This is a genomic window from Hymenobacter piscis (assembly GCF_018760735.1).
Classification (GTDB): Bacteria; Bacteroidota; Bacteroidia; order Cytophagales; family Hymenobacteraceae; genus Hymenobacter; species Hymenobacter piscis.
The window spans coordinates 56,532-69,049 of sequence record NZ_JAHHZN010000022.1; the positions used below are offsets into that span (position 1 = coordinate 56,532).

At 54.4% G+C, this 12,518-nt stretch carries 12 protein-coding genes; 4 read left to right on the top strand and 8 right to left on the bottom strand.

Annotated features, from left to right (window positions below):
* Positions 1–26: 26 nt before the first annotated feature.
* Complete coding sequence (locus tag KLP40_RS17925; RefSeq protein ID WP_215595203.1) at positions 27–1,049, bottom strand: DUF2235 domain-containing protein; 1,023 nt, start codon at positions 1,047–1,049, stop codon at positions 27–29.
* A 629-nt stretch (positions 1,050–1,678) separates the two neighbouring features.
* On the opposite strand from KLP40_RS17925, the gene KLP40_RS17930 reads away from it, so the two are divergent.
* Both KLP40_RS17930 and KLP40_RS17935 read left to right on the top strand, forming a co-directional pair.
* Positions 1,679–3,253 (top strand): AAA family ATPase, encoded by a 1,575-nt coding sequence (locus KLP40_RS17930; RefSeq protein WP_215595204.1) that lies wholly within the window; start codon positions 1,679–1,681, stop codon positions 3,251–3,253.
* Positions 3,254–3,286: 33 nt separating this feature from the next.
* Positions 3,287–4,108: a hypothetical protein gene (locus tag KLP40_RS17935; protein ID WP_215595205.1), complete on the top strand. Its 822-nt coding sequence runs from the start codon at positions 3,287–3,289 to the stop codon at positions 4,106–4,108.
* Between the two features lie 5 nt (positions 4,109–4,113).
* Here KLP40_RS17935 and KLP40_RS17940 read toward each other — a convergent pair whose 3' ends face one another.
* From KLP40_RS17940 to KLP40_RS17960, 5 genes are read right to left on the bottom strand one after another with little or no spacing between them, the layout of a single operon-like run.
* Positions 4,114–4,392, bottom strand: a complete 279-nt coding sequence (locus KLP40_RS17940; protein ID WP_215595206.1) for a hypothetical protein — start codon at positions 4,390–4,392, stop codon at positions 4,114–4,116.
* A 13-nt stretch (positions 4,393–4,405) separates the two neighbouring features.
* Positions 4,406–5,548: an SAVED domain-containing protein gene (locus KLP40_RS17945; RefSeq protein ID WP_215595207.1), complete on the bottom strand. Its 1,143-nt coding sequence runs from the start codon at positions 5,546–5,548 to the stop codon at positions 4,406–4,408.
* Between the two features lie 29 nt (positions 5,549–5,577).
* Entirely contained in the window at positions 5,578–6,099 is a 522-nt protein-coding gene (locus KLP40_RS17950) for a Mov34/MPN/PAD-1 family protein (protein ID WP_215595208.1), read from the bottom strand.
* Positions 6,080–7,885 (bottom strand): ThiF family adenylyltransferase, encoded by a 1,806-nt coding sequence (locus KLP40_RS17955; RefSeq protein WP_317196794.1) that lies wholly within the window; start codon positions 7,883–7,885, stop codon positions 6,080–6,082. The genes KLP40_RS17950 and KLP40_RS17955 overlap by 20 nt, the downstream gene beginning before the upstream one ends.
* Entirely contained in the window at positions 7,806–8,852 is a 1,047-nt protein-coding gene (locus KLP40_RS17960) for a cyclic GMP-AMP synthase DncV-like nucleotidyltransferase (protein WP_215595210.1), read from the bottom strand. The genes KLP40_RS17955 and KLP40_RS17960 overlap by 80 nt, the downstream gene beginning before the upstream one ends.
* Before the next feature lie 236 nt (positions 8,853–9,088).
* On the opposite strand from KLP40_RS17960, the gene KLP40_RS17965 reads away from it, so the two are divergent.
* Positions 9,089–9,619, top strand: a complete 531-nt coding sequence (locus KLP40_RS17965) for a 2'-5' RNA ligase family protein (RefSeq protein WP_215595211.1) — start codon at positions 9,089–9,091, stop codon at positions 9,617–9,619.
* Between the two features lie 166 nt (positions 9,620–9,785).
* On the top strand, positions 9,786–10,850 hold the full coding sequence (locus KLP40_RS17970; RefSeq protein WP_215595212.1) for a tyrosine-type recombinase/integrase: 1,065 nt from the start codon (positions 9,786–9,788) through the stop codon (positions 10,848–10,850).
* 606 nt (positions 10,851–11,456) lie between these two features.
* Here the strand turns inward: KLP40_RS17970 and KLP40_RS21675 are convergent.
* Positions 11,457–12,023, bottom strand: a complete 567-nt coding sequence (locus tag KLP40_RS21675) for a transposase (RefSeq protein WP_394370040.1) — start codon at positions 12,021–12,023, stop codon at positions 11,457–11,459.
* On the bottom strand, positions 11,917–12,282 hold the full coding sequence (locus tag KLP40_RS17980) for a helix-turn-helix domain-containing protein (protein WP_215595214.1): 366 nt from the start codon (positions 12,280–12,282) through the stop codon (positions 11,917–11,919). The genes KLP40_RS21675 and KLP40_RS17980 overlap by 107 nt, the downstream gene beginning before the upstream one ends.
* Between the last annotated feature and the right edge of the window lie 236 nt (positions 12,283–12,518).

Genomic DNA, 12,518 nt, shown 5'->3' on the forward strand with positions numbered 1-12,518 from the left:
ACAGTGGCAATAGAATGTTCTCAATTCTAGGCTGTGGTCGGCACGTTGGCAGGATGGTAGGTGGCGGCCGCGTGCTGCTGCCGTCGCCGCACACTCTCGTCTACTACTTCATGTGTGTGCTGCCCAACTCCCACTGGCCGCAACCGCCGGCCCAGTAGGCGATAAAACCACGTCATGGAGTCGCGCAGCTCATCCCCGAACCAAGGGCGGTAGAATTTGAGAAATTGTTCGTCTACGCCTAGGCCCAGCGCAACGGCTTTCTCCTTTATCCAGTGTAGCGTGCAATTGGCCAGGCCGTCGTGCTCGTAGCCCCCGCCTACGTTGGTATGCACGCCGGCGAACCACCGCTGCTCTAGTATTTGGTCGGGCGCCGGATTTTCCCAAAGGGTCGGCTTAAATGTGCGCCGCTGCTCGTCAATGGCCAGTGCATGGTATGCGTGGCGGATAATGGGACTTAGGCGGGCATCGTGAAACTCGTAGCGCCGACGGTTGAAGAGCGTGAACCAATTTAGAGGCAAGCCCAACGCCCCGACCGTATCCCACACTCCGATAAAATCAATATTGACCGTGCGGGCCTCATGGGCGGCCCGGAAAGCATCTACCTGCTGCTGCCAAACAGTTTGGTCAGCATCGGCCGGCGGGCGTTGGCGGTATAGGGCATATGCCTCGGGCACAAAAAAATCGTGGGCCTTAGGCAGTAGCCCTAAATGCTGGATGAGACCAGCCAAGCTCCGCACGGAGTAGGCACCCCGGCTGAAACCGAAGAAGAAAATAGTATCGTCGGCCGCGTAATTGTATAGCAGAAAGCGGTAAGCCTCCCGGATATTGCGGTCAAGCCCAGCTCCGATACCGCCCCCAAGCCAACGATCTAGGCCAGGATTGTTGCCCACACCTTCATCGTAATAAGTAACTTGCACGGTACCGTCCGACGCCACGGGCTGAATAGCGCGCACCATCTTCATAACATTGGTGGGCTTTCGTTTACGTCGGTCTAAGTTCTCGGCTTTGTTCCAAGTACCGTCGCACAGTACAATCAATCGTTTGCTCATAGACGCTGGCAGCCCCGCGGCTGTAATAAGGTAGACTACAATGTTCCGCTTTGACAATTTAGACGATACGACCCGCCACTACATGCTCATGGAAGTGGAGCAATCCATCAAAACCAGTCAACTGCACCTAAGTAGGCGATTCACAACGCAGGGCCAAGAGCGGTATCCCGACCTGCTGCGCGAGGCCGTGCGGACGGGTAACGAAGATAGTTTAACCGCCGCATTACAACAGTATCAGTGCTTCGCGGAACGGGAACCCTACGGTGCTGGCACCCGCCGGGTACCTACCACCGCCGCTCGCACCTTTGCTGAAGGTGAATTTAATGCGTTTTACATGCGCGGAGTGTGTCACCGGGCCATCCAGGAAGGATGCCAAGTAGAGGTATACCGGGCTAGGGAGGTAACAAGCACCCGACCATCTTCGGTGCTGATTGAGGGCCAACAACACGACCCCAAACGGGCGCTGCTTTTATTACGGCACAGTCCCAGCGGTCAGCATCGGGGGCCTGGCGTACCAGCAGGGTCCAACTCGGGCATGAGCTTACGCTTGGTAAAAAGCTAGTATTGCTACCAATACATTAGTGGCCGTTGCCAGAATTTATCCAGTACCTGATTGAACACTGTGCGTTATGCAGTTTATCGTTTATCCCTGGCGTAAAAATGCGCCTGCTTCCCAACCGCTTACAGCCCATCTATCAACCAACGATTGGAATGACTATAATTTTGTTACAATGCATTTCCTGACGGTATTTGATGCCAAAGGTGAAGCACACGATATCGGCCAAGTAAAGATTGGTGAAATAGGGCAGCAGCCGGACCAAACGCGTACAGACTTGCCTATGAAGTTCGAATACCTGCCGGAGCGGTTCTTTTCGCTAGGGCAGAGCGACTCTTTCTACAGCAACTTGCAACGATTAGGCGGCGAACTGAACGAGTTGATTTTAGGGGCACTGCATGATATCGCCTACAGCCAAGAAAGCTATGAGCGTGCCATCGGGGAGCAGGTTACGCAACGTTCGCTGCTGCGCGATATTACCCCACTGACTGTACAGGGGCAGTTCCGCCGGCTGGCACGCGGGGGCGAACGGCTTTCACGCTACCAATTTGCTTACCAGCTCCCTAATCCTGGGCGCCGCCGCAGCAACCAGCCCCCAGTGAGCCTGACATTCGACGTACTACCAGAATCCAACCCGCCGACTAATGTACACGTGGTCATCGGCCGTAACGGCGTGGGCAAAACGCACCTGCTACAGGGAATGACACAGGCTTTAGTAGCCGAGGCGGGCACCTCTAGGGAGGGAGGCACCTTCCTAGCTCAAAATAAAGCAGTATCCCGTGAGAAGCTATTTGCCAACGTTGTATCAGTAACTTTCAGTGCGTTTGATCCATTCGACCCGTTGCCAGAAGGGTTAGCTAGCACGACGGGGCTGAAGTATGCTTATGTTGGTCTGAAGCAGCAGCCCAGTATCGATGGCAATGCAACAGGCCTGAAAAGCCATCAAGATTTACAGGAGGAATTTGCTAGCAGCCTGCGGACCTGCCGACGGAAGGCCCGGCTTGACCGGCTGCGGCGCGCAGTTGCAGCACTCGAAACTGACCCCGTGTTTCGGGACAATGGCATCCGTGAACTACTGGCCCAAACTGGCTCCGATGCCGAGCTGGTAAGTGCTACCGAAGCGGCAGAGCGGCGAGTCAGCACCGAAGCCGCGAAATGGTTTGGCCGGCTTAGCTCCGGTCATAAAATCGTATTGCTGACTATTGTACGACTGGTAGAAACTGTGGAAGAGCGTACACTAGTGCTACTCGACGAGCCGGAGGCGCACCTGCACCCGCCCTTGCTGGCCGCGTTTGTGCGGGCTCTGTCCGACTTACTGGTGAACCGCAATGGCGTCGCCCTTATTGCGACCCATTCACCCGTGGTGCTGCAGGAGGTACCGAAATGCTGCGTATGGAAGCTGCGCCGGCACGGTGCCACGCTGCTGGCAGAAAGGCCCGAGATGGAAACCTTCGGCGAGAACGTAGGAATACTCACGCGTGAAGCATTCGGATTGGAAGTAACCGAGGCGGGGTTTCACCAATTGTTGCGCGAAGCCGTGCGCGAACGAGGAAGCTATGCGGAAGTGCTGGAGCAGTTTGCCGGACAATTAGGAATGGAAGCAAAAGCTTTAGTGCGGGCGCTGACTATCACCCAAAACAACCGTTAGGTCAGGCCCATGCGTAGTTTACCAATACCCACCTTGCAGGCTCGGGAGGTGTTCGAAACATGCATCAGCCGGGTGCGCAATCCCAACCTGCGCACCCGGCTTCAGGCTGTAGCTGCTTTAGTCGAGCAAGAAGCAGCCAACTTCGAGGCGTCGGTGCGGGCAGGCACGATGCATGCGGTGTCACAGCAAGGCGTGTTGAATGGTGATGTGCTGGCTGAAGAGATGGAAAAGGTTTACACCAACCGTATGGCAAAGGCTGACACGCCCGGCCGGCCGATATATGATGCTCTGCTGGCGGCTCCTGCTTATGGCCGCTGTCCGCTCTGCAACCAGCGCACAGTGTCGACACTCGACCACCAGCTACCCAAAACCACGCATTCGGCTTTGGTAGTAGCTCCACTGAATCTGGTGCCCGCCTGCAAAGATTGTAACACGACGAAGCTAGACAAGCTGCCAGCCTCAGCAGCCGAGGTAACGCTGCATCCATATTTCGATAACGTCGAAACAGTTACATGGCTGAAAGCCCGCGTGCATCGTACCACGCCCGCGGCGGTGGAGTTTTACGTGGAGCGTCCCGATACTTGGGACAACGTGCTAGCTGAGCGTGTGGAAACGCACTTCACGCTTTTCAAGTTAGCAGCGCTCTACGCCTCACACGCCGCTGAAGAATTAGCCGGTCAGCAGTTTATTCTCGCACAACTACATGCTACCAGTGGCGGAACAGGGGTGCAGGAACATTTGCGTGACCAAGCTATTACCCGCCGCAACGTTCAACTCAATTCCTGGCAAACAGCTTGCTACGCGGCATTAGCAGAAGATGATTGGTATTGCGACGGTGGGTTCCGGGTGTTGTAAATAGCTCATTGAGCTTCGAATGGCGGCACTTTGGCAAATACAATTTCAGTCTGCTCGGCAGGATGGGGCGCTACATGAATGGCCAAAAAAGCCTCCCATGAATCGTAAATGACCAAACTGCTAAAGCCTGGCTTATCTAGCCGTAAATCAGAACGCCAGCAAGCTACCACCTGTCCTGTGTGAAAGATAGTACCATCTAACACGCGGCCGGTACCACTTATACCGGTTTCGTCGGCATGCCGAATTAGCGTAAAGAGACGAGGGGCATCAGTAATAGCAGTCATGAGAAGCTGTTTTCTACTCAATAGTTAAAACATGCCGGAATACCTCAGTTTGGGCGTTACGGTTGTAAATGTGCATGGGCGGGTCGACTTTAGGCAGCAGCGCGCGGCCCATTTCTACCGCAACAGAGTTGGGCACGGCCGGGAAAACGTGAACCTCACATTTTTCGCCGTGTGTAGCTCGGATTTTTGTCAGCAGTGCCCGCCATTCCTGAGTAAATAGCTCTAACTGCTCCTGAGATTTCAGATAGTAAACGCTTGGCTCGGCAATCGTTAGCAGATAGGTAGGTGTCTGCTTTCCTAACGCCACGGTAATTTCGCTATCGTGGATGGGTCCGCTCAACGATATATTGATGGCTACCACACATTCTGATTCGGCTTCTTCCGGGACGATAGTTCGATAATCAAAACCTTCGTTATCAAATTCCTGCCATTCCCATGTAGGTGGATTTCGGTGCCGCTGATACACATCGGCAGCAGTGATATTGCTTAGTTGCTGGCCGAAATAGATTAAGATGGGAATTGGGGCAATAGCGAAGATAGAGAGGTGATTTATTGGACGACCTGTTGGGTCATCACCACGCGCTAGCTGTGCCAAATCACGGTCAATTGTAAGCTTTGCTAATTCCCAGAAGGATGAGTCTTTCTCTGTTACAGGTACGTTATCTAGCTTGATGTGAAAGCCCCTGTTCGTGGCCGGATACCGCACCGGGTACACAGCCCGCTGCGTTTCTTCGTCGCTAAAAATGCTGTCAGCCCGTCGATGCCCAACGCGTGTACTAAGCATCACAATTAGTGTCCGCTTCGAGTTATGTACGCTGGTTTGACGTTCGATCCGTTCCTCATGCTCTCGCTTATATTGCCGTAGGAGTTCGGCCGGGTGCTCGTCAACGGCCACCTTATCAATGAGCCGATGGTGCGTATCACACAGCAACATAATGTTGTCAGGGTCAGCCTTTAATTGGTCTGATAACACATCGTCCCCTCGCGGCCCGTCCGGACTGTCAGCAACAATATGCGCTAGATAAGCTTTGTTCATCGTCCGCATAGTCAACGTGTCTTTCCATAAGGGTTCATTGCAGCCAGGGTACTGGCAACGGCCGCCCGCAAACAGCCAGACGTGAAACCTGACTTTATCAGGAATAGAAGTGAAGGACATAGGGGTGAAGTTATTTTAGGGAGGCTTTTTTAAGATTCTACAGGATGTGATTGCAGAGAAATCAGCTTGGCCTGTTTACGACTGCCACACCATACCCGCACTTCTTGAGTGCCGACGATGACAAAAAACAACCGTTCGAAATACTGGTCTTGCTGCAGCTTACGGCGCCAGTCGCCGGTATCCACGCCGGAAGGAGTGGGGTTTGCCTCCGGGTGCGTATGCCACTCACCTAAATAAGTACGGGTACCTTGGCTGGCCTGCCAAGCCTGCTCAATGGCATGCTGGTGAGCTTTCTGAGCCCTGTGAAAGAAGTAACGGCCGCGCTTGTCGCCTGGCATCGGCTCGGTTACTTGGTCTACTACAATGTCGTCGCTGTCGCAGAGGTAACGCCCAATAAGCACTCCTCCAGCCTCTTTGTCAGTCAATTGGTGTTGTGCATACCGCAGAAGTTGAGCTACCACCGACGCAGTCAGCTTGATGCGTCGCCCATCAGGTTGGCAGAAAACCAGGGGTTCCGTTGTGGCAGTTTCATTAGTCATTGGCAGGGACATTACTCCCGCATACGGGGCAAGTTGGCGCTACATAGAGGTAACGGTTACGGAAGAGCTGTTCTTCACTGGCTTGATAGCGTGGAGCAAGGTGAAAGCCCGCTGCCAGAAAATCGGTGGGGTCTCCTTTCCACGAAAGCAACGGGGCATCGTGCTCGCGACCCACCAAGCTGCGCAGAGCCAACCGCGCTGCTAACTCTGCTGTGCGGGTAGCATCCAACGAGCCATATGGAGTATGCCGGGCACTACACCCAGCCAGCGACATGCTGAATTTTTGCCCGGCCTGCGCGAAAGCGGCTCGATTTAGCAATTGAGATGCATCAGGGTCAGTGTATAGGCAACGTAGACAACCTGGCTGGCCAACATGTGTAAGTAGCGCATGTCCGCCAATGCCGTAGGCTTCAAGCCACGTAAAGAGTGCCGCCACGCGTATTCCTGGTTGATGCAACTGCGCGTTGAGCCATAGCTCAATCGTTGGATTACCCGTCGCAGCAATCACCAAATCATAGTCGTTCCAAGTAATCTTTCCAGCTCGATAGGCAGATTGAATCGTGCTCTTCACGGATGTCACCTGCACGTAAGGATATTTCATCCGCAACTCGTCGCGCAACGCGGTTACTTTGGCCACGAAGCCCTTGCGGGGGTAGCCCAGCACGTGCCGAAAGGTGTTGTCTGACGCGTGTAAGTCATCATCGACTAACGTTAGGTCAAGTACACCACTCTGCACCAAATCGTGGGCCAGACGGCCGCCAACTGCTCCGCAGCCAATCAGCAGAATGCGTTTGCCAACAAGCGTATTCTGCCCACCACCACGGGGTACCAGATAGGAGCGCTCCAGCCGCAGCAGCTGCAGTGGCCACAGCTTGGCGTCTATCCCCGGTAGCAATGGATGGTCGTCAGTAGTGCTTTGATAGCGCAGGGCAAATAAGGCCACCCCCTGACTGGGCCGAGGCAGCGACACAACAATTATCCCGTGCTGGTGGCGCCCCTCAAGCAGCGCCCGCCGTTCCTTGGCACTCAATAAATTAAGACCAGGTGCGAGCCACTGACGTAACTCTGCTGCCGTCCAGAACGCCTGGTCAGGACGGGGCGGCTCAATGTAGGAACCAGCCGGCAGTGGCAGAAAGATAGCCTGCTGCATCGTGTACTTACCAAGGCGATCAAATTGCAGAAATGACAGCACCTGGTTGGCATCAGCCGCCACATACGCCTCAGAATTTGTTCGCCAGATAACGTTCAACTCGCACGCCTGCTGCGGCACATCGGCCACATTATGCAGCACTACCTTGCTGGGCAGCGCGAGCCAGCTAGCTTCGAATTCCTCCGTAAAATCAGTCCTGTTTTCGCCGCGCACGCCCTTCGCCAGTTCAGCTAAGGCGTGCTCCAATGCCCAACTGACCAGGCCTTCCGGCTGATCCTGATCAAGCAATAGCCCTTCGTTGTCCTGATAGCAAACGGTTCCTTTACCAGCTGTAATATGTGGCTGCACCCCTAGAGCATCCCAGGGGTGCAACCGTACAACGGGCAGCTCAGCTGGAAAATCAACCGACAGCCCAACTCGTAACTCCACGGGTTGCTGCTCTACCAGTGCTGAAGCTCGTACCCAAACGGTACCAGAGACACTTGCCGGCAAAACAGCTACCTCCGTTAGCCCAAACCCAGTTACTACTGCAGCTAACCATTCTCCGTCGTAGCTACCAGCCATTAGGTTAGGCCGACTGGCTGTGTGTGGATACCGGCGCCGGGGTAGCGCGGGCCGTCTCCGACTCGTCCGGCACCTCAAAATCATCCCCGAATACGTTGCGTAGCAACTGACAGGCTTTGCGAGTGTCAACCTCGTCGATGGCCTTCTTCAAGGTGTCGCGCAGCTCAGTAAGCTTAGTTTCGAATGATTCCATCTGTTTAGATGTCATCTTCTCGTAAACATCATTAAACGGCGTCACCAAGAGCTTGGCACTTAGCCACCGCACGAACTTCCACTCGGTTGAAACCCACGTACTAGTAAATGCAGATAGCATTTCCTTGGACAACTCGTGCAGCGCTGTGAGGTCGTCAAGTACGAACGTGGTAGTGTTGTATCTGGGCTGGAAATAGCTATTCGCGTTAATAGTCAGCCCAATCCCACGCGGAGCACTATGACCGTTGCTTACAAAGTTCACGTCTTTCCACCGCTTCATGAAGCGTATGGCCCGACGATACTGCTTCCGTCCGGTCTCATCCCCGTCAAAGCGCTCAAACAACTTAGTAGTAAGAGTAGTAGGGTCTGACTCCTGCCACACCCGGTATTTCTCTTCCGACCCTACCTTTCCCATTGCCAAGTAATCCTTCTTGTCTGCGTTGGCGGCAGCGCACGAATAAATGGCCAAGTCAACATGGTAGCCGTCTTTATAGAAAACGGTTACGCACGGGCGCCGGATTTCTACGCGCTTAGTATGCCCGTTCAGCGCTTCATACACACGCTCTTTCAACACAACCGGGTCAGGGTAATCGGTAGTGGAAGTTTCAAAGTAAACTCCCTGGTCGATATCAAAGTCGCCATCGAGCGGTCGGGTACCGGTGCGCATAGCGTAGCTGCCTTGGTCGCGGAAAGTGGGCACCAGGTTTTTCTCATTATGCTTCTTGAATACATCCGGCAGGTTGGCTAGCAATTTTTCCCGCACGATACGCCGCTTGTCCCGCAACGTATCTTCCTCGTCAAAAAGACCAAGTCTGATTTTTCCATGAAATGAGTCAAAGTACTTCTGTACACTTGCCATAGGGCCATTTCGCAGCTTGTGCTATCGATGCCCCGTGCACCATGCCAGCTGTAGAAGTCAACAGCTGCACAAGTGGTGCCAGCCTCAACGCAATAGCAGTTCGTTGACTAAAACAGTTAGTTTGTCGATCTTCCTGACAACCCACTTGGTTGCAAGGCCCAGAAAAACTCCAATAATCTGCCAATCTTACAGATGCTTGTCAAACTGATGCGACGACACAACCGTCACCATGTCATATGAAATACTTCATAGCAGTAGTCCCGCCAAAAGAATTAGCAATGAAAATTGTTGCGGTACAAGCACTTTTGGGACAAAGTATATTGCCACCCCACATCACTGTCAAAGCGCCAAACTCATTGCCTGATTCGGAATGGTGGTTGCCAGAGGTAGCAGCGCTATGTAAGCGCATCAGTCCTATACATATTGTACTTGATGGTCTAGGCCAATTCGCTTCTACTGTTCTATACTGGCGAGTAGTTTCTCCCGACCTCGTCAAGCTCCATCATGCACTATTATCGATCCTGAACCCACCGCTCGCCGAGCGTAGTGCATATTTTGAAGGGCCAGCGTATGTGCCTCATCTAACATTACTGCATGCCGGTCAAAATCAGGATTCTCTTGTATTAGACAATGCCAAAGCTCAAGCAGCTGCTTTAGGCAATCAGCCTACAGAGTTTATAGCTTCCCAAGTCAGGATATTCAAAGCAGCAGAATCGCATCAACCATATCAACCATACGTGGACATTCCATTGGCAGGGCCAACGTAGACTGAGTACATTATAAGTTATGATAAGCTTTACTTATCATAACTTATATTTACAGAGCTGAATCGATGCATTTTCGGTCGTTTTTGACACCTCTATATAAGGTGTGCCCCAAAGCACAACTTGAACTCCCAACTTCAGTAGTCCCAACGCCTCCGGCACGTACTCCATGCGCGAAGACCTTTCGATTGTTCCGGCATCCAATGCGTCCCCCACGGTCAGCACCCAGCTGGCCCGGGCCTCGGCCAAAGTCGCCGGCTTCCTCGAGGTCGGCTTGCAGGGCGCGGCCAACACGGAGCGCGCGTATACCTCGGACTTGAAAAGCTACGTCGGCTTCTGCGAGCGGCACGGGCTGCGGGCGCTGCCGGCCGACGTGGAAACACTGACCGAGTACGTGGCCTACCTAGCGACGGAGAAGCCAATCCCGGAACCCGGCGACGAGGGCCGTGGGGAAAAGAAGAAGCGCAAGGGCCAGCAACCCCTCACCCGACCCCATTCGCTGGCCACCATCAAGCGCCACCTGGCGGCCATCCGCAAAGCCCACCAACTCGCCGGCCACCGGCTACCGGCCACGCTCGATGCGCTCAACGTGGTGATGGAGGGCATTGCCCGGACCCTGGGCAAGCGCCAGGATCAGGCGCAGGCCTTTACCGTGGAGGAGCTAAAGCAGGCTATCCACCGCATCGACCTGGAAACATCGGCTGGCCTGCGGGACCGGGCCCTGCTGCTGCTCGGCTTTGCGGGAGCCTTTCGGCGCTCGGAACTGGTGGAGCTCAACATTGAGCAGCTGGAATTCACAGAGCGGGCGCTGCTGGTACACCTGGCCAAAAGCAAAACCAACCAGTACGGGGCCGTGGAGGACAAAGCCATTTTCTACGCCCCGACGATGGATTTCTGCCCCGTGCGTTGCCTGCGGGCTTGGCTGAATTTGCTGGGCCGGAGCACGGGACCGCTGTTCGTCAAGATTCCGCGGGCGGCGCCGGGACGGATGGCTGCTGCCTCGGACAAGCGGCTCTCCGACATCTCCATCAACAAGCTCGTGCAAAAGAGGCTGGGGCCGGGTTACTCGGCCCACTCATTGCGCGTGTCTTTCGTAACCGTAGCCGTGCTCAACGGGCAATCCCACAAGGCCATTAAGAACCAGACCAAGCAGAAAACGGATGCGATGATTGAGCGCTATACCCAGCTCAACAACGTGGTTTCTTACAACGCGGCCCAAAGCTTAGGACTATAGTTCTGGTACCCCTCCAGATCTTCTATGGGTGTAGAGACCCTCCGTAAGGGCACACAATAGCGCCCCACCTGCACTGTGGCGGTAGCAATCGTGCTTCACTCCTGAACCCTTTTTGAACCCTTTGGAACCAACGGAAAATTATTAGATAACGCCCCTGGAACGCTGTAAAGGCATTTTACGCAAGCTGTTGCCCTGCTCTTTCCTGTTATAATCGAGGTGGTCCAGTTAGGCTGGACAGTTTAGGGCGGTAGTTGAAAGAAGTTGTTGGTGAGCATGATAGAGTGTTGTTAAACAAATAAGGAAAACCTCCGACTCTGCCTCATTTCTATGGTTAATGCTTTGCATGACAGAGCATTATACAACAAAGGAGCAAAACGATAGTGTAAACGTTCGGTTTCGCTACCTTCTTTCGATTGTGTTAAGGTACGTGTAAGACTATCGGGTTTTCGATGCTCTTACACAGCTTTTGAACCTTATCACGAGCGACAGGGCCACTTGACCACGGACTCGGAGGTTTCCGCCTATTTGTTTAACAACACCCATTAATGGCTTGGTGTAGGGCCTGCGCCAGTGCCTGCCGGGTGCGGGCCTAGGCGTCTCGTAACGCTATTTTAAGCTTGCTCCACGCCTGCTCAATCGGGCTAAAGTCGGGCGTGGAGATGGCAGAAAGACCACCTCCACGCCCCGCTCGGCCAGCCAGTCGACCACGCCTGGCAGTTTGTGCACCGAGAGATTGTCCAGCACCAGCACATCGCCCCGCTGCAACGTAGGGCCCAGACAATCGATTACGTACCAGGCAAAATTTGTGTAATTGAGGCCGCCCTCCAGCAATTGCACCGCCCCTAAGCCCTGCACTGGCAGTGCCCCAATCAACATCAGGGAGCGGCCCCGCGTCAGCGGTACGGGCTGACCTACGCGTTGCCCGCCAGGAGCCCGCGCATACTGGCGACAGTAGTCGAGGCGCAGACCTGTTTCGTCGAGAAAGTGGAAGCGCGCCACATCGGGCCGTGTGCACACGGTTTCTACGTGTTCAGCCCGCGCTGCTACCACCCGCTCGCTGTCGCGTTCACTGGCGTGGTTGCTTTTTTTTGCGCCGCAGTCCGTGCTCGTCCAGCACGTTCCAGATGCTGGTTTGACCCACCGGGCGGCTAAATGCCGCCTGCCAGGCGGCATTCAACTCGGCCAGCGTGGCATCTGCGTGCTGCCCCACGTAGGCCACGAGCCAAGTCTGCTCAGACGGAAAAATTGATCGGGCTGGTCCGCCACTGGCCGGTTTGGCCGCTAAGGAGCCGGTTTGGCGCTGTTGGTGGCTCAACTTCTTGATGAAGGAGACGCTCACGCCGAAGCGCTCAGCGGCCTGTTGCTGACGCGAGCCAACCTGGGCACAAGCGGCACCGACGCGGATGCGTAAATCAAGCGAGTAAGGTTGCATAGCTTACCCTACGCAAAGATGCATCAAAGGGTAAACCGTTCGTGAAACCGCTATAGAAGACCTTAGGCTTGGCTGTCGTCCTTTGACAACACTTTATAACCCATTAAAGTTAGGACTTACGCAAACGGCTTTCTCAGCGTACCAAGCCCATGAAAGTCACCGCTCAATTGTATGGCCAGTTTCTGCTCAGCAGCCAGGTCAACTACACCGGCACTTACTTGGCCGAGCACCTGGCC

What these genes read in the sequence shown, in the direction of transcription:
- KLP40_RS17940 (WP_215595206.1), bottom strand. Translation starts at nt 4,392, where the DNA reads ATGACTGCTATTACTGATGCCCCTCGTCTCTTTACGCTAATTCGGCAT.
- KLP40_RS17950 (WP_215595208.1), bottom strand. Translation starts at nt 6,099, where the DNA reads ATGTCCCTGCCAATGACTAATGAAACTGCCACAACGGAACCCCTGGTT.
- KLP40_RS21675 (WP_394370040.1), bottom strand. Translation starts at nt 12,023, where the DNA reads ATGCCGCCTGGCAGGCGGCATTTAGCCGCCCGGTGGGTCAAACCAGCA.
- KLP40_RS17925 (WP_215595203.1), bottom strand. Translation starts at nt 1,049, where the DNA reads ATGAGCAAACGATTGATTGTACTGTGCGACGGTACTTGGAACAAAGCC.
- KLP40_RS17960 (WP_215595210.1), bottom strand. Translation starts at nt 8,852, where the DNA reads ATGGCAAGTGTACAGAAGTACTTTGACTCATTTCATGGAAAAATCAGA.
- KLP40_RS17945 (WP_215595207.1), bottom strand. Translation starts at nt 5,548, where the DNA reads ATGTCCTTCACTTCTATTCCTGATAAAGTCAGGTTTCACGTCTGGCTG.
- KLP40_RS17965 (WP_215595211.1), top strand. Translation starts at nt 9,089, where the DNA reads ATGAAATACTTCATAGCAGTAGTCCCGCCAAAAGAATTAGCAATGAAA.
- KLP40_RS17930 (WP_215595204.1), top strand. Translation starts at nt 1,679, where the DNA reads ATGCAGTTTATCGTTTATCCCTGGCGTAAAAATGCGCCTGCTTCCCAA.
- KLP40_RS17970 (WP_215595212.1), top strand. Translation starts at nt 9,786, where the DNA reads ATGCGCGAAGACCTTTCGATTGTTCCGGCATCCAATGCGTCCCCCACG.
- KLP40_RS17955 (WP_317196794.1), bottom strand. Translation starts at nt 7,885, where the DNA reads ATGATTTTGAGGTGCCGGACGAGTCGGAGACGGCCCGCGCTACCCCGG.
- KLP40_RS17980 (WP_215595214.1), bottom strand. Translation starts at nt 12,282, where the DNA reads ATGCAACCTTACTCGCTTGATTTACGCATCCGCGTCGGTGCCGCTTGT.